The organism is Sulfuriferula multivorans, from assembly GCF_003851125.1.
GTDB lineage: Bacteria > Pseudomonadota > Gammaproteobacteria > Burkholderiales > Sulfuriferulaceae > Sulfuriferula > Sulfuriferula multivorans.
The window spans coordinates 1-16,472 of the sequence record NZ_BGOW01000003.1 but is presented as its reverse complement, the minus strand read 5'-3'; the positions used below and the strand labels follow the sequence as shown (position 1 = coordinate 16,472).

18 protein-coding genes are annotated in these 16,472 nt (G+C 59.0%); 5 read left to right on the top strand and 13 right to left on the bottom strand.

From position 1 onward, the window contains the following. Positions 1 to 4: 4 nt before the first annotated feature. On the bottom strand, positions 5 to 1,687 hold the full coding sequence (locus EI185_RS02745) for an ABC-F family ATP-binding cassette domain-containing protein (protein ID WP_124703597.1): 1,683 nt from the start codon (positions 1,685 to 1,687) through the stop codon (positions 5 to 7). An 82-nt stretch (positions 1,688 to 1,769) separates the two neighbouring features. Then, entirely contained in the window at positions 1,770 to 2,894 is a 1,125-nt protein-coding gene (locus EI185_RS02740) for a pyridoxal-phosphate-dependent aminotransferase family protein (RefSeq protein WP_124703596.1), read from the bottom strand. Between the two features lie 183 nt (positions 2,895 to 3,077). Here EI185_RS02740 and EI185_RS02735 point away from each other — a divergent pair, with 183 nt between their 5' ends. Beyond that, positions 3,078 to 3,836 carry a gamma-glutamylcyclotransferase family protein gene (locus tag EI185_RS02735; RefSeq protein WP_124703595.1) on the top strand — a complete coding sequence of 253 codons (759 nt, stop codon included), beginning with the start codon at positions 3,078 to 3,080 and terminating at the stop codon, positions 3,834 to 3,836. 16 nt (positions 3,837 to 3,852) lie between these two features. Here the strand turns inward: EI185_RS02735 and EI185_RS02730 are convergent, their stop codons facing one another. From EI185_RS02730 to EI185_RS02695, 8 genes are all read right to left on the bottom strand, one after another. After that, positions 3,853 to 4,599, bottom strand: coding sequence for a PP-loop family protein (locus EI185_RS02730; protein ID WP_124703594.1), 747 nt, complete (start codon positions 4,597 to 4,599; stop codon positions 3,853 to 3,855). 143 nt (positions 4,600 to 4,742) lie between these two features. Next, the gene (gene msbA, locus EI185_RS02725) at positions 4,743 to 6,497 is read right to left on the bottom strand and encodes a lipid A export permease/ATP-binding protein MsbA (RefSeq protein WP_124703593.1); all 1,755 of its coding nucleotides are present in this window, start codon (positions 6,495 to 6,497) and stop codon (positions 4,743 to 4,745) included. Next, on the bottom strand, positions 6,494 to 6,976 hold the full coding sequence (locus EI185_RS02720; RefSeq protein ID WP_223247633.1) for a GNAT family N-acetyltransferase: 483 nt from the start codon (positions 6,974 to 6,976) through the stop codon (positions 6,494 to 6,496). Before EI185_RS02720 ends, msbA begins: the two co-directional genes overlap by 4 nt. Before the next feature lie 5 nt (positions 6,977 to 6,981). Beyond that, entirely contained in the window at positions 6,982 to 8,373 is a 1,392-nt protein-coding gene (locus EI185_RS02715) for a dihydrolipoyl dehydrogenase family protein (RefSeq protein WP_223247632.1), read from the bottom strand. 67 nt (positions 8,374 to 8,440) lie between these two features. Then, positions 8,441 to 9,895, bottom strand: coding sequence for a magnesium transporter (mgtE, locus tag EI185_RS02710; RefSeq protein ID WP_124703592.1), 1,455 nt, complete (start codon positions 9,893 to 9,895; stop codon positions 8,441 to 8,443). A 132-nt stretch (positions 9,896 to 10,027) separates the two neighbouring features. Further along, on the bottom strand, positions 10,028 to 10,801 hold the full coding sequence (locus EI185_RS02705) for an HvfC family RiPP maturation protein (protein WP_124703591.1): 774 nt from the start codon (positions 10,799 to 10,801) through the stop codon (positions 10,028 to 10,030). Positions 10,802 to 10,902: 101 nt separating this feature from the next. Then, on the bottom strand, positions 10,903 to 11,838 hold the full coding sequence (locus tag EI185_RS02700) for an HvfB family MNIO-type RiPP peptide maturase (protein ID WP_124703590.1): 936 nt from the start codon (positions 11,836 to 11,838) through the stop codon (positions 10,903 to 10,905). Positions 11,839 to 11,856: 18 nt separating this feature from the next. Continuing rightward, positions 11,857 to 12,180, bottom strand: coding sequence for a hypothetical protein (locus EI185_RS02695; protein ID WP_124703589.1), 324 nt, complete (start codon positions 12,178 to 12,180; stop codon positions 11,857 to 11,859). Positions 12,181 to 12,565: 385 nt separating this feature from the next. Between EI185_RS02695 and argB the strand changes: the two genes are divergently transcribed. Further along, complete coding sequence (gene argB / locus EI185_RS02690; protein ID WP_124703588.1) at positions 12,566 to 13,453, top strand: acetylglutamate kinase; 888 nt, start codon at positions 12,566 to 12,568, stop codon at positions 13,451 to 13,453. On the opposite strand, the gene EI185_RS02685 is transcribed toward argB, so the two are convergent. Genes EI185_RS02685 through EI185_RS02675 form a run of 3 tightly spaced genes read right to left on the bottom strand, consistent with a single transcriptional unit; the run spans position 13,440 to position 14,567 of the window. Next, positions 13,440 to 13,904, bottom strand: coding sequence for a WbuC family cupin fold metalloprotein (locus EI185_RS02685; protein WP_124703587.1), 465 nt, complete (start codon positions 13,902 to 13,904; stop codon positions 13,440 to 13,442). The two genes, argB and EI185_RS02685, sit on opposite strands and share 14 nt — an antisense overlap. 10 nt (positions 13,905 to 13,914) lie before the next feature. Further along, entirely contained in the window at positions 13,915 to 14,223 is a 309-nt protein-coding gene (locus tag EI185_RS02680) for a hypothetical protein (RefSeq protein WP_124703586.1), read from the bottom strand. Positions 14,224 to 14,267: 44 nt separating this feature from the next. Further along, positions 14,268 to 14,567: a hypothetical protein gene (locus EI185_RS02675; protein WP_124703585.1), complete on the bottom strand. Its 300-nt coding sequence runs from the start codon at positions 14,565 to 14,567 to the stop codon at positions 14,268 to 14,270. Between the two features lie 57 nt (positions 14,568 to 14,624). Between EI185_RS02675 and EI185_RS02670 the strand changes: the two genes are divergently transcribed. The 3 genes from EI185_RS02670 to EI185_RS02660 all read left to right on the top strand — a co-directional run. Then, positions 14,625 to 15,080, top strand: coding sequence for an EVE domain-containing protein (locus EI185_RS02670; RefSeq protein ID WP_124703584.1), 456 nt, complete (start codon positions 14,625 to 14,627; stop codon positions 15,078 to 15,080). A gap of 20 nt (positions 15,081 to 15,100) precedes the next feature. Next, entirely contained in the window at positions 15,101 to 15,787 is a 687-nt protein-coding gene (locus EI185_RS02665) for a glutathione S-transferase family protein (RefSeq protein WP_223247631.1), read from the top strand. A 327-nt stretch (positions 15,788 to 16,114) separates the two neighbouring features. Then, the coding region (locus EI185_RS02660) for an IS5 family transposase (protein WP_124703583.1) at positions 16,115 to 16,472 on the top strand (358 nt) is incomplete at its 3' end.

Below are 16,472 nucleotides of genomic sequence, written 5' to 3'. Positions count from 1 at the left end.
CGCATCAGGCAGCACGCTTTTTGGCGGCGGACGCGTTCTCTTTCAGGCTGTCGCGCAAGCGCTTGCCCTCGTCCAGAAGATAGCGCTGATAGTCATCCAGATCGCCATCGAACGGTTCCACGCCGCCGCGTGTGACCAGCCAGAATTCATCACACACGGCACGCAATAGCGCGCGGTCGTGGCTGACCAGCATGACGGTGCCTTCAAATTCGTTGAGCGCCATGGCGAGCGCCTCGCGTGTGGCCAGGTCGAGGTGGTTGGTCGGCTCATCCAGCAATAACAGATTGGGGCGCTGCCACACGATCATGCACAGCACCAGGCGCGCTTTTTCGCCGCCGCTCATGGTGCCCACGGCCTGCTTGACCATGTCGCCGCTGAAGTTGAAGGTGCCCAGAAAGCTGCGCAGATCCTGCTCGCGCGCGTTGCCGCGGCCATTGACCGAAGTTTCTTTTACCAGCCGTATCATATGTTCCAGCGGCGTATCCGCGGGGCGCAATACGTCCAGTTCCTGCTGCGCAAAGTAGCCGATATTCAGCCCGCGTCCTTCAGTCAGCTCGCCGCCGGTGGCTGTCAAGGCACGCGCCACGGTTTTCACCAGCGTCGATTTGCCCTGCCCGTTGGCACCCAGGATGCCGATGCGCTGGCCGGCGAATACCGAACGGCTGACGTTTTCCACGATCACCGTGGGCAGTGCGCCGGGCGGCGCATCTTCCGGCGCGGGATAACCGCAGCTGACATTTTGCATGGACAGCATCGGGTTGGGCAGGTTGGCCGGTTCCTTGAACTCGAAGGTAAAGTCGGCGCTCGCCAGTAACGGTGCGATACGCTCCATGCGATCCAGCGCCTTGACCCGGCTCTGCGCCTGCTTGGCCTTGCTGGCCTTGGCTTTGAAGCGGTCGATGAACTTTTGCAGGTGCGCGATTTTGTCCTGCTGTTTGGAAAACGCCGCTTGCTGCAGCAGCATCTGCTCTGCAAGCATGTCTTCAAAAGTGCTGTAGTTGCCGCCGTAGCGGGTGAGCCGCGCATTGTCGATGTGCAGCGTCACTTGCGTCACCGAATCCAGGAATTCGCGGTCGTGGCTGATCACCACCATGGTGCCGGTGTAGCGCTTGAGCCAGGCTTCCAGCCACACCAGCGCATCCAGATCCAGGTGGTTGGTGGGCTCGTCGAGCAGCAGCAAATCGGACGGGCACATCAGCGCCCGCGCCAATTGCAATCTCATGCGCCAGCCGCCCGAAAAGCTGTTGACCGGATTATCCAATTCGCTGGTTTTGAACCCCAGCCCGAGGATAAGCGCTTGCGCCCGCGCCTGCGCATCGTGCGCGCCAGCGTCATACAGCGCCATGTAGGCATGCGCCATGCGATCGCCGTCGTCGCTGGCTTCGGCGGCGTCCACCTCGGCCTGCGCGGCAGCCAGCACCGTGTCGCCCTCGATTACGAAGTCGGTCGCGCTGTGCTCGGTCTCCGGCATGTCCTGCGCCACTTGCGCCATGCGCCACTGCGCGGGCATGGAAAAGTCGCCTTTATCTTCATGCAGCGTGCCGTTGAGCAGCGCGAAAAGTGTGGATTTGCCTGCGCCGTTGCGCCCGACCAGACCGACTTTTTCGCCCGGATTCAGGGTGACGGATGCGTTATCCAGCAGCACTTTGGAACTGCGCCGCAAACTGAGGTTTTTAAGAATGATCATGCGTACGGTATACCAGCCTGTTTGAAGAGTGCAGCAATAAAAAACGGGGCAGATGCCCCGTAATTTAGTGCGCAGATGACGCCTATAATACTTGTTTCAGCGACGACAGGCAGTAATCAATATTTTCCGCACGGCTGGTATGCCCCATCAGGCCGAAGCGCCACACCTTGCCCGCCAGGTCGCCCAGACCCGCACCGATTTCCAGATTGAACTCGTTCAGCAGGCGGGTACGTGCAACGGCGTCGTCCACGCCTTCGGGGATATACACGGTATTCAGTTGCGGCAGGCGGTAGTCTTCCTCCACCACAAATCTCAAGCCCATGATCTCGAAACCGTCGCGCAGCATTGCATGATTGTGGGCATGACGCGTCCAGCTGTTTTCGATGCCCTCCTCGGCCAGCATGACCAGAGCTTCGTGCAGGCCATAGAGTGGGTTGATCGGTGCGGTATGGTGATAAGTACGCTTGCCCTCGCTGCCCCAGTAACCCAGTACCAGGTTGAGATCGAGGAACCAGCTTTGCACCGGGGTTTTGCGGGCCTTGAGTTTGGCGATGGCGCGTTCGTTGAACGTCACAGGTGACAGGCCGGGGGTGCAGGACAGACACTTTTGGCTGCCGGAATACACCGCGTCAAGCTCCCATTCATCCACCATCAGCGGGATGCCGGCCAGCGATGTGACGGCATCGACAATGACCAGGGCGCCGTATTTGTGCGCAATGGCAGCCAATGCATGCGCATCGGAACGCGCGCCGGTCGAGGTCTCGGCATGGACAAATGCCAGCACCTTGGCGTCCGGGTTGGCGGCAAAGGCTTCTTCCACCTTGGCGGTATCCACTGGCGCGCCCCAGGCATCGTCCACCACCACCGGCACGCCGCCGATGCGTTTCACGTTTTCCAGCATGCGCCCGCCGAATACGCCGTTCTTGCATACGATGACTTTGTCGTCCGGCTCCACCAGATTTACAAAGCACATCTCCATCCCCGCCGAACCGGGCGCGGACACCGGCATGGTGAGCGCGTTTTCAGTCTGGAACGCGTAACGCAGCAGTTCCTTCATCTGTTCCATCATACCCACGAAAGCGGGGTCGAGATGGCCGATGGTGGGGCGAGCCATGGCATCGAGAATGCGCTGCGGTACATCGGACGGACCAGGCCCCATCAGCGTGCGGCGCGGCGGGATAAAGGAAGGAATATCGGGTTTTTGCATGATTGACCTGTGGATTATCGTTGGTGTATTAAAACACTGTGGCGGTAGCACAACGTTTGATTCTAACCTAACTCACACGCTACAAATACCATGTTAAACATGGGGTTGTTAATTTGACGTACTTGACACCGTAACATTGAGCGCGCGGCTCGAATGGCCGCAACCCATTTCAGGGCTGACAGAATGAGAAAAATTGCAATTGTTTGCATGGTGTTTATGGGCGCGTTCGCCAGCCCTTTTGTGCGGGCAGATGCAAGCCGAATCGAGGGCGTTGAACAAGCCGGCACGCCCGAAGAGATATGCCATCCGCATCCGGAACATGGCAAAAACCAGTATATCGTTGGCTACGGCAGCTTGCTGGAACGGGCCTCGCGCCAGCGCACCGCGCCCGCCGCCGGCGAGGCCGTGCCGGTGCGCGTGCAGGGGTTCCGGCGCGCCTGGATTGCACGCGGTTCATCCACGGGTTTCAGCACTACGTTTTTAGGGGTGTCGGCGGATGCGCGCTCCCCGATGAATGCCGTGCTTTTTTCCTTGCCGGATGAATCTGCAATCGCCGCCATGGACAGCCGGGAGAATGGCTATTGCCGGGTCAAAATCAGTGCAGCGCAAATCACCACGCTGGATCTATCGCCGCTCCCGGACGGCGAGCGCTGGATTTATGTGAACAAGCCGCAAAATATCGCGCCACCCTCCACAAGCTACCCCATTGTGCAGTCCTATGTGGATGTGTTTCTGTCCGGCTGCCTGGAAGTCGGGCGGGCGTTCCAGCTGGGTGATTTTGCGCACGAATGCATCGCCACCACGCATGGCTGGTCAAGCCATTGGGTGAACGACCGAATTTATCCGCGCCGCCCTTTTATTTACCAGCCCAATGCAGGCGCGATCGATGCGTTGCTGAAGCGTGAACTGCCGCGCCGTTTCCGCTCGATCCGGATCGAGTGAATAAGCGGCGCTAGAGTCAGGCAGACGGTGTTTGCATGAGCGGGCGCATCGCCGTCAACAAGCTGGAAAACAGCTTGGGATGGGCTTTTTCCTGCTCCGCCAGCAGCAGCTTCATGCTTTGGCGCTGCATCGGCATGGCGAAGCAGGCCGGGCAATTTTCAGGCACCACGGGCAGTGCAGCCTGTTTGGCGAAGGCGGCGGTCTGGCGTTCACGCACATACACGAATGGCCGGATCACGCGCACATCGCCGGCATCGTTGGTGTAATGCGCCTGCATGGTGCGCAGCTTGCCGCCGAAGAAGGCGGACATGAAAAAGGTTTCGGCCAGATCGTCCAGATGCTGCGCCAGCGCGAGTACGTTGTAATGGTTTTCACGCGCGACGCGATACAGTATTCCACGCCGCATTCTAGAACAGTAGGCGCAGAACGAGTCGCCGTCCATGTTGCGCTTGGCTTCTTCCAGTACCGGCTGGCTCTCGAAAAAATACGGCACACCCAGCTCCGCCAGGTAGGGTTTCAACACGCTGGGGTCGTAGTCCGGCGATTGCGGGTCCACAGTACAGGCGGCGAGTTCGAATTTCACCGGCGCGCGGCGTTGCAGATCGAGCAGCACATGCAGCAGCGACAGCGAATCCTTGCCGCCGGAAATGCCCAGCAGGATGCGGTCACCGTCGCGGATCATGGCGAAATCGCCGATGGCCTTGCCGGCTGCCGAGAGCAGGGAGCGCGGCGGTTTGACGGGCTGGATGGCAGGTTCGGTCATTTTCTTGAAAATCTTTTAGCCACAGAGAACACAGAGGGCACAGAGAGAATCGGCGCTTGCAGACAAGCCGCTTCGGTCATCCAGAACACGAGCCGCTTGCCCAAATGAAGGGTTTTCTCTGTGTTCTCTGTGGCAAATGGGTTTCATGACTTGGTCTCGTGAAATTGCAGGCGGTGCAGGTGGGCATAGGCGCCGTTTTTGTCCAGCAGTTCGCGGTGGCTGCCGATTTCGATGATGCGGCCCTGCTGCATCACCGCAATACGGTCGGCGTTTTCGATGGTGGACAGGCGGTGTGCGATGACCAGTGTGGTGCGGCCCTGCATCAGGGTTTCCAGCGCGGCTTGCACGTGGCGCTCGGACTGGGTGTCGAGCGCCGAAGTGGCCTCGTCGAGGATCAGCACCGGCGCATCTTTCAGCAGTGCGCGCGCGATGGCGATACGCTGGCGCTGGCCGCCGGAGAGTTTGACGCCGTTCTCGCCGACCATGGTTTGCAGGCCGTGCGGCTGTTCGCGGATGAACTCCATGGCGTGCGCGGCTTCGGCGGCGCGGATGATGTCGGCCTCGCTTGCACCGGCTTGCGCGCCATAGGCGATATTGGCCGCAATGCTGTCGTTGAACAGCACCACGTCCTGCGACACCAGCGCGATATTGGCGCGCAGGCTGGCCAGCGTGATGTCGGTAATGACGCGATCATCGAGCAGAATCTGTCCGGCATCCGCTGTATAAAAGCGCGGGATCAGGTTGACCAGGCTGGTCTTGCCGCTGCCCGATGCGCCGACCAGGGCCACGGTTTCGCCGGGGCGAATGGCGAGGTTGATATCGTTAAGCGCCGGGATGGGTTTGTCCGGGTAGGCCAGGGTAATGTGGCGGAATTCCAGTGCGCCGCGGGCGCGGCCAATCACCAGTGTGCCGGTGTCGGTTTCGGTGTCGCGGTCGATCAGCTCGAATACCACTTCCGCTGCGGCCAGACCGCGCTGCAGTTGTTCGTTCACGCCGGTGAGGCGTTTGACCGGCCCGAAAATCATCAGCATCGCAATCATGTAGGAGACGAAGCCGCCCACGGTGAGTTCGCCGCGCTGCGCCTGCTGGGTGGCGATATACACCACCAGCGCCACGCCCAGCGCAGCCACCAGTTGCACCACCGGGCCATTGGCGGCAGCGGCGGAAATGCCCTTCATGAAATAGCGCCGGGCGTTGTTTACCGCTGTTCCGAAGCGCTGCAATTCGTAATCCTGCCCGCCGAATATTTTCACCACCTTGTGCGCGCCGACCGACTCTTCCACCACGTGGGTAATCTCGCCCAGATTCTGCTGCGCCTGACGATTGATATTGCGCAGACGGCCGCTGACCGTGCGGATAATGAAAATGGCCAGCGGGGCGATGGCAATGATGATCAGTGTAAGTTTCCAGTTCAGCCACAACAGCCAGCCCAGCAGCCCGGCGATGGCGAGCGTGTCGCGCACCAACAGCGTCACTGCGCTGGTGGCGGATTGGGTGACCTGGGTGACATTGAACACGATATGCGCGATCAGCGTGCCGGTGGAGCTGTCGTCGTAAAAGCGCGTCGGCATCGCCACCAGCTTGCGAAACATCGCCGTGCGCAAGTCCATCACCAGCCGGCTGCCGACCCAGTTCATGCCATACGTCGCAGCAAAGTCGGCCAGCCCGCGCACCACAAACAGCGCAATCATCACCAGCGGAATCAACCGGATCATGTCCGGGTCTTTTTTGACGAAGCTGCCATCCAGCAGCGGTTTGAACAGCGCCGGGATGGCCGGCTCGGCCGCCGCTGTTACTGCCATCGCCAGCAGCGCTCCGGCAAACATTTTCCAGTACGGACGGACGTGGCGCAGCAGGCGCAGATAGAGGGCCACACCGGTATGAGGGATTGAAGTCATAAAGCCATTTTCAGTTTTCGTCCGCCGGCGACGCTGAATCCTTCGCGTTCGTAGAATGCCAGCGTGCGGTCAAATTGCGGCAGTTGCGGCGTGGTCACTTCCAGGCGTTTCCATTGCCTGGCGTGGCCGAACGTTCTGGCAGCCTGAATCAGCTGTTGCCCGACATGCTGTGAACGCAGTTCCGGACGTACATACAGTTCAGGGATGGTTCCGTAGGCGCCTTCGGCATACAGCGCAAAGCTTTCGCACAAGGTAAGGAATCCGACTTCCGTGCCAGCCGTTGCGTCGCGTGCGATTAGCACATGGTATTTCTCCTGTTCGAGAAATGTCCTGAGTCGAGCCGTGGTTTCTTCCAGGTTGAAATGGAAAGCCTGGTTGCCCGTGGCACGCATGATTTCATTCAGCAACTCGCCCACCATTTCAGCGACGACGGGCGCGTCGGCAGGGCAGGCATGGTCGATGCGGATGGAGGATTTCATTCGGGTTATTCCCCAAATACCTGCTGCGCCAGTCCCCATTTTGCCGCCAGTGTCTCGGTGGCATTCTGGATTTCCTCGGTTCTGGCCGGGTGGTTGTAGAACATGCCTGCGAAGCGCGCCAGCGCGTCGTCGTGGCCGAACTGCTGGGCGATGACGTGGAGCATTTCGCCGGCTTCGGCCCCCACCACTTCCGCGCCCAGCAATGCGCCGCTGTCCATGTCGGCAATCAGGCGCACGAAGCCGTCGGTGTCGTCCTGGCCGAGCGCACGCGGGTTGGTTTCGAACGCGGCAAAACCGACGGCGGGCTCCAGTTCGGCGTCTTCGGCATCGTCCTCGTTCATGCCGATGCGGCCCAGTTCGACGGCCGAGTAAACCAGCTCCGGCACGGCGCCGGCATCCCGCTGGCGCGAACCGGGGCTGAGGATATTGGCGATGGCCACAGCGGCATCGGCCAGCGCCTGGTTGGCGGTCATGCGCGGATTGGCGACATCGCCGATGGCGTAGATGTGCGGTGCGCTGGTTTGCAGATGGGCATTCACTGTGACGAAGCCCTTGGCGTCGAGCGTCACGCCGGCTGCATCGGCGCCCAGATTGTCGGTATGCGGACGGCGCCCGGTGCCGAGCAATACCCAGTCCACGGTTTCCACGCTGCCGTCGCCGAGGGTGAGTTTGACGCCGTCCGGCAGTATTTCCACGCACTGCGCGCGGCAGCCGGTACGCACCTTGATATCGTGCCGGGCCAGCGCTTCGTACAGGATTTTCAACGCCGGCTGCGAGTAGGCGCTGCTGGCCAGCGGCTTGCTGTTGGCGATCCACAATACGTCACGGCCGAGTTGGCTGAGGATGAACGCGAATTCAGTACCGATCACGCCGCTGCCGACCAGCGCCACGCGTTTGCCCGCGGGCGGTACATGGTCGAATAGATCATCGGTGGTCAGCACGCGGCCCGGGGTGAGCGGATAGGCGTCGGGAACCAGCGGGCTGGAACCGGTGGCGATGATGATGTGTTGGGCGTTAATGCTGGTTTCGCCGATGGCGACAGTGTGGGCGTCGACGAAGCGTGCTGCGCCATTGAAGGCGCTGATGCCGAGGCGCTTCATGTAGTCGGTGTAGCTGTCGCGCACGGTTTCCACGACTTTTTTCTGGTGTTGCCAGGCGCCGTCGAGTTCTGCGCTCAACGTCCCGCTGATGCCGCGTTTGGCAAAACCTTTGCTCGCCGCCACCAGTTGTGCGGTGTGATGCCAGTCCTTCTTGGGCACGCAGCCGCGGTTCAGGCAGCAGCCGCCCCAGTCGGCCTTTTCAATGATGGCGACGGACAAGCCGCGCAGGGTGGCGAGTACCGCAGCGCGGTATCCGCCCGGACCGGAGCCGATTACGATGAGATCAAATTGCTGCATGATTAATTCCTGTCGATCGAATTGCAAATAGCCATGCCGTCATTGCGCGAGTCCGCTGTCGCGGCACTCACTTCAAGTACGCCATAAACAGGGTCGCCAGACCCAAAAAGATGAAAAAGCCGCCACTGTCGGTGACGGCGGTAATCAATACGCTGGAGCCGACAGCCGGATCACGGCCGAATTTGTGCATCAGCACTGGAATGGCGACACCCATCACTGCTGCAAGCAACAGATTGAGCGTCATGGCACCCATCATCACCAGGCCGAGCGCCGGTTTGCCGTACAGCATGTAGGCAAACAGGCCGACCACGCTGCCCCAGATCAGGCCGTTCAGTGCGGCCACGCCGATTTCCTTGGTAAACAGTTTTCTGGCGCTGTCCGGGTGGATTTGTCCGAGAGCCAGCGCACGCACGATCATGGTAATGGTCTGGTTGCCGGAGTTGCCGCCGATCCCGGCAATGATGGGCATCAACGCGGCCAGCGCCACCAGTTTTTCGATCGTGTGGTCGAACATGCCGATGACGCGTGACGCGATGAAGGCGGTGACCAGATTGATGGCGAGCCAAGCCCAGCGGTTTTGCACCGACTTCCATACGCTGGAAAAAATATCTTCCTCCTCGCGCAAACCGGCGATGGACAGCATGTCGCTGTCGGACTCCTGGCGGATGTAGTCTACCACCGCATCCACCGTGAGACGGCCGACCAGCCGGTTGCGCGCATCGATCACGGGCGCCGACACGAGGTCGTAGCGTTCGAAGGCCTGGGCGGCATCGGTGGCTTCGTCTTCGGGACGGAAAGTCACCACTTCTTCCGCCATCACGTCGGCCACGTTGGCGTCGGGATCCTGCAGCAACAGGCGTTGCAACGGCATCACGCCGCGTACGGCGCCATCGCGATCCACCACGAACAGCTTGTCGGTGTGATCCGGCAATTCCTTCAGCCGCCGCAGGTAGCGTAGCGCAACTTCCAGCGTCACATCGGCGCGGATGGTGACCATGTCGTAGTCCATCAGTGCGCCCACGCTGTCTTCCGGGTAGGACAGCGTCGATTGCAGGCGCGCACGTTTTTGCGCATCGAGCGACTCGAGCAGTTCCTGGATCACGTCCTGCGGCAGGTCGGGCGCCAGGTCGGCGATCTCGTCGGTGTCCAGGGTTTCGGCAGCGGCGAGCAGCTCGTCGCTGTCCATGCTCTTGATGAGCGATTCGCGCACCGCGTCGGAGACTTCCAGCAGAATTTCGCCGTCATGCTCTACGCGGACCAGATCCCATACCAGCAAACGGTCATCGCGCGGCAGCGCTTCCAGTACGCGTGCCACGTCCGCCGGATGCATGTCGTCCAGCAGCGCATGCAGCTCGGCCAGGTGCTGTTTGTGTACCAGACCTTCCACCAGCTCATGGCGCGGCATATCCTGTTTATGCACCAGATTTGCCACCAGATGATGCTTGCGCAGCAACGAGACCACCTGATCCAGGTTGTCTTCGGTGCTGTCGTGGGCTTTGCGGATTTCCGGAGTATCGTCCATGGGCTTAGACGCGAATTAGGGGGTGTGGCTAAAGCCGTGATTGTACGGGAACTTGCATGACGCCTGAAAGCGCGTTGTCATTGTCAAAGGCGACAGAATTGAGCAGGCGGAGAAAGACGGGATGAAACGGACTCAGCGGGTACCGAGAATGGCCTGTTCGGCGTGCAAATTCTGCAGCATGTCCAATCCAAAGCGCAGCATGATTTCCGGGTCCGGGTGATGTATTTCTTCGGCGAGCTTGAGGAGAGCCGCCCGTCCGCTGAGTTCACCCGTTTCCAGCAGGCTGAGCAGACGTGCGCTGACCGGATTCAGTACGATAAAACGCATCCGGTCGGCCAGGTCGCGCAACATCAGCAGGTGGGTGGTTTGGGCAGGCGCCTCAATGGGTTTGAACTTCGGCCCGAGGCGATGGACTGGATAGGCATAGTTGAGTAGAGCCATCACCGGATTGAGTACGGGGCATCTTTCCAGCAGATCGGCGCGGCTATCGAGTCCGCTCAGATCCGCTTCGCGCGTGGAAACCGACAGTACCAGCTCCATCCATTCGTAATGCGCCAGTTCCAGCATAAACGGCGGGTAATCGGCGGCTGGCGTCCATTCATGTTGCAAAAACTGGATGAATTCGTCGGGTATCTGGCGGAAATAAGTCGTGTGGCTACGGTGCTGTGCCAAAAAGCTGCGCACCAGCCTGCCCCATTTGCGCTGGCCCAGTATCCGGCGCAGCACCGGAAAGCAGGCCAGCAGCGCGCTTTCCACACTGTTGTAGAGCAGTTCGCGATACAACGCCATGCGCCGGGCTTCAACTTTGCGCGGGCGTGGATGCGCCCGGGGATCGCGAAGGTGGGCGGTGAAGGCAAGCTGATAGCGCTGGAATGCCGGCAATTCAGGCGCTTTGGCGTCGCTCATGAAAGTGTTGATCCTAAAAACCGCAATTCAAGCCACAGAGAACACAGGACATAGAGATGAAGCGGTTTCCACCTATTTTCCGGTTCACCTGATGGGTGAAGTCAATATTCACGGCAACCAATTGTTTTTGCGCGTTGGGCGACAAGCCGCCCATCCCTGCGAACCTCGTTGTCTCTGTGAACTCTGTGTTCTCCGTGGCTAACTGATTTTTCAGATTGATGGCTGCGTTGCAAGGCGGCGATACGCTCGACTTCGCCGACCAGTTGGCTCAATGGGGGAATGTTGAAATCGCGTTCCAGCAGCGTAGGCAGCGTGCCGGCATGGCGGTATGCCTGATCCAGCAGGGCCCATACCGGCTCGACGACATCCGCGCCGTGGGTGTCCACCAGGAGGTCGGGCGCTTCCTGATAATGCCCGGCCGTATGCATATACACCACGCGCTGCGCGGGCATGGCGTGGATGAAGGCGCTCGCATCGAATTGGTGGTTGATGCTGTTGACATAGACATTGTTGACGTCAAGATGCAGCAGGCAATCGGCTTCTTCCAGAACGGCATTGATAAAGCTGGCCTCGTCCATTTCCGCGATGTCTGCCATCACATAAAAAGAGGCGTTTTCAATGGCGATCTTGCGTTCCAGGATGTCCTGGGCGCGACGGATGCGCGCTGCCACGTAAGTCACCGCCTCACAGGTAAACGGGATGGGCAACAAGTCATATAAATGCCCGTCATCGCTGCAGTAAGACAGGTGTTCGGTAAACAAGGCAATATCGTGCAGATCCATGAAGGCCTTGGTTTTGCGCAGCAGGACTTCGTTCAGCGCAGCCGGGCCGCCCAAGGATAGCGACAAGCCATGGCAGACGAACGGGTAGCGCTCGGTAAAGGGACGCAGGCGGCGGCCCAGTGCCCCGCCCAGATCGATCCAGTTTTCCGGGGAAATTTCGAAAAAATCAATCACGGAAGGAACCTGGGCTTCCAGAGCACTGAGTAATTCTCTGCGCAGCCCAAGCCCCGCGCCTTGCAGATTGAGCGGACTCATCTCGACGCGAAGTCGAAATTACATGGCGGCGGGCATGTCAGCTGCTTTTTTATCGGCGTCGTTTTTGCTCCCTCCCATTTCTTTATGGCTGCCTTTCTTGTCTTGCATCATTTTTTTCTTGCCGGAACACGCGCCTTCTTTGGTTTTCATGTGAGCGCTCCCGCAGTTGCCATCCATTGCCTTGCTATCTTTGGCCATGTGCGAGTCGGCTGTCATATAGCCCTTGTCCATACTTTGCATGGCAAACGGGTTTTGAGCGGCATTAACCACCGCGGCAGTGCTGAAAGCGGCAACAAAAGCGCTACCCAGGGCAATGTTCAGAATATTTTTTTTGCTGGCCATGATTATCTCCAAAAGTAAAAAAGCAATTCAATATGAGGCGCCAATTAGCCGGTGCGAATGCTCACCAGCAACGCGATAAAGTGTCTCGATCAGGATTCAAACCCATTCTCGGTTCACCTGCCTGTAAGTCGCGTGAACTTGAAATACCTTACAAGAAAATTCTTCCCGGCGCTGAATTTTTACCGCACCGCATACTCCAATCGCCATTCGCATTGAAGGGCCGATATATGCAATTAGTTGGAAGTTGCAGGAAAAGGTTCGCCGCAACAAGCGCTCCAAATCGCAGAGCCCCGGCGGGAAGTAGCGGTGGCAAGAATGATGTGCCGCTTTTTTGTTTCTCCCTGTGCAGTTAGAATCCAGACTATCCATTCAGAATCAAGCCACCATGCCGACCAGCAAATTTACCCCGGGCGATAAGGCCAATATCCTTTCCGAAGCGCTGCCGTATATCCAGCGCTTCTTCGACAAGACCATCGTCATCAAATATGGCGGCAATGCGATGACCGACCCCAAGCTCATGGAAAGTTTCGCCAAGGACGTGGTCTTGCTCAAGCTGGTGGGCATGAACCCGGTGGTGGTGCATGGCGCCGGACCACAGATTGGCGAATTGCTGAAACGCATTGGCAAGCAGAGCGAATTTATCCAGGGGATGCGCGTCACCGACGAGGAAACCCTGGACGTGGTGGAAATGGTGCTGGGCGGCCTGGTCAACCAGGACATCGTCACCCTGATCAACAAGCACGGCGGCAAGGCGGTCGGACTCACCGGCAAGGACGGCAACTTCATCCATGCCAAGAAAATGCTGGTGGAGAGCAAGGAAGAGCAAGGCAAAATGCTGGACATCGGCCAGGTGGGAGAAATCACCAGCATTGACCCGGAAATTATTCAGCTACTCGACTCGGGTGATTTCATTCCGGTGGTCGCCCCGCTGGGCACCGATTCGCAGGGCAACGCCTACAACATCAACGCCGACGTGGCCGCCGGCAAGCTGGCTGGAGTGCTCAAGGCAGAGAAGGTGGTGTTCCTGACCAATACCGCCGGCGTGCTGGACCAGGCAGGCAAGCTCCTTACCGGCCTCACACCCAGACAGATCGACGCATTGATCGAGGATGGCACGATTTCCGGCGGCATGATTCCCAAGGTGGGTTATGCAGTGGACGCGATCAACAGCGGCGTGAAATCCGCGCATATCATCGATGGCCGGGTCGAGCATGCACTGCTGCTGGAAATCCTGACCAAGGAAGGGGTGGGCACGCTTATCAAGCGCGCATGAGATTGTCGCCCACCTGCGCCTTGGCATACCAGGCATTCAGGCCGGCGTCGTCCAGATCGACATCCGGGAAATAATCGCGCGCGGTTATGGGCAGATACGGCCCATGCTTCACTTCAAAAATCACCCCGCCTGCATCCAGCGACAACACACCGTGCCAGACGCCGGCATCATGTTCCAGCGCCTGCACCGTTTCACCCAGCACGGCGCGTGCGATCACGGTGCCGCTGTCATCGAAGTGCAGCACCACAAAACGCCCGCGCAGCGCGGTGAGAAGTTCCCAGGTCTGCAGGTGGCGGTGCGGGCGGATGCAGGTATCCGGCTCCATCGCAATGGCCAACCGCTGGATCGGATCGTTTAAATCTTTGTGCAGATTGTAATTGGCTCGCTTGCGCGGCGAGAGTTGTGCCTGTTGCGCAAGCGTGTCGAGCATGGTGTTGTCGAGTTGTTTCAAATGCGTTTTCCTAATGCAGGGTATGGGCCGGACTGAACAGCGGGACGTCGTTGCGGTGGGCGCTTACGGTGAGAAACACCGCACGCGGCAAGGGTGAAAATTTTGCGGCTTGATGATTTTGATTGACCGCATCGTAGCACTCCGACTCGGCACCGATCAGCGCAGCGAAATAGACTTCGAGCTCCTGCGGATCGACGCGCAACTCGCCAAACGGATCATGTTCGTCGTACGGTTTCCAGAACAGCGCCGGATCCCAGTCGTGGTACTGGATTGCCGGGTGCAGGAACCAGTCTTTGAGTTTCATCTCCAGGCTAGTCATGACAGTCTCCTTGAAACGAGGATGGACTATCAATATAGACCGTGTCAGGCATACACGCGAGTTAACAGCGGCAACTCGTGACGGCGCGCATTGGCAGCCAGAAAATCGCCGCGCAGCATGTAATCGCCGCGCACCTGCGATTCGGCATTGAGCTCAGCCATGCACTCCGAGGGTTCGCCGATCAGCGTGGCAAACAGCACCTCCAGTTCGCGCGGCTCCACTTTCAGCGTGCCGAACGGATGGCGTGTGTCGATTTCTTTCCAGAACAGGCGGGGTTCCCAGTTATGGGCTTGTACGGCGGGTTCCTGATACCAGCGGATGAGTTTTTCTTCGAGCAGGCTCATGTGTATTTCCAGTAAAATCGGAAAACTCCGAAGAACCGATTATATGCCGAGGAAGCCATGCGTTACTGGTTAATGAAATCCGAGCCATCGGATGTGAGTATCGACGATCTCGCTGCGCTGCCCGCGCAGACGGTGGCCTGGTATGGGATCCGCAATTATCAGGCGCGCAATTTCATGCGCGACCAGATGCGGGTGGGGGACAAGGTACTGTTTTACCATTCCAGCTGTGCGGAACCGGGTATCGCCGGGCTGGCCGAAGTCAGTCGCCTGGCTTATCCGGATGAAACGCAGTTCGACCAGGCCAACAAATATTTTGACCCCAAGGCGACGCGCGAAACGCCGCGCTGGTTCAATGTGGATGTCAGGCTGGTGAAAAAAACCCGGCTGATGCCGCTCAAGGAAATCCGTGCAGCCCCCGTACTTGCCAGCATGCGCATCCTGCAAAAAGGTAACCGCCTGTCGATTACGCCGGTGGATCCTCGGGAATACGAATTCATCGTCAGCCAGTTGTAGTGCCGGGAATACCTTGAATCATGACAAGGCCGCGACTGTTCCATTACTGGTCATCCATGCCCGCGCAGCGGGTGCGGCTGGCGCTGGCCTACAAATGTGTCGATCATGAACTTGTGGCGCTCAGCCACGACGATGATGCAACTTTTTTTGAACTGGGCATAGCCCACGCCGATCTGGTGCTGTGTCTGGCGGACGGCAGCCTGCATAAGGATTCGCTGGCAATATTGCGCCAGCTGGATGACTGGGTTGGGGGCAAACCGATTTTTGACGGCCTGGTTGAAGCGGCAGCCTGGCAAGCGCTGCTGGATTGGCGGCAATCGGTCGAGCATCTGCTGGCCAGGCTGTATGCACCGGTTGCACCGGCGTTTGCCGATATTGGCGCTGACCCGGCGATACAGGCGGCCTATAAAGCGCAAATCGAGCATCGTTTTGGCATGAGCGTGGAAGCCTTGTCCAATGACCGCTACGATGGCTTCAACCAGTTTGCCGCGCAGTCCCGGCTGGCTGAGCTGGCGCGTCATTTGGGGCGCCAGCGCTTTTATGCCGGGGGTGCGTTCAGCGCCTGCGACCTGCTGCTGGCGTGCGACCTGTTTCCGCTACAATTGCTGGACGGCGTGACCATGCCTCTGGATTTGATGTACTACATCGAACGCGTCGAAAAGACTTGCGGGGCAAGCCTGCGCGACGGTCTTATCATGCAACACTAAGGGCTCGTTAATGAATAACCTGGACAAACGCTGGGGTCGATTTTGGCGCAGACCTAGGCGCAAGATGCGCAGTTGTGTCATTCACAACAAGTGGCTAGCAACACCGGAATGCGCCAAAAGCGGCCCCAGCCCGAAGGGTTGTTGCGTATTCGGGCGTCTGCGGCGTTGCGAGGCTTGCGAATGGAACAACCATTCGCCGCGCCTCGCGCCTTGCATCCATCCCGAATACGCAACAACGTTTGTCCAGGTTATTCATTAACGAGCCCTAGACAGTGTCGTCACGTGATATGTTAAAATAGTTTTTTACATAAACTGCGGTGGACGCGAATGGCTGATGCCTATCAACGACATGACATCTCCGATGCGGCGTGGGCGCTACTTGAGCCGCGATTGCCGGGGCGTAAAGGCGTGTGGGGCGGCATCGCACACGACAACCGACGATTTATCAATGCGGTATGCTGGATTTTGAGAACGGGTGCACCATGGCGGGATTTGCCGCCCTCGTATGGGGACTGGAAGAACACGCACCGAAGGTTCTGCCGATGGAGAGACAACGGCGTCTGGGAGGTATTGCTGGAGCAATTGATCGACGATCCTGATTACGAATGGCTGATGATTGATGCCAGCCATATCAAGGTTCATCCGCACGCCACAGGCGCCCGGGGTGGCAATCAAGCCATGAGCC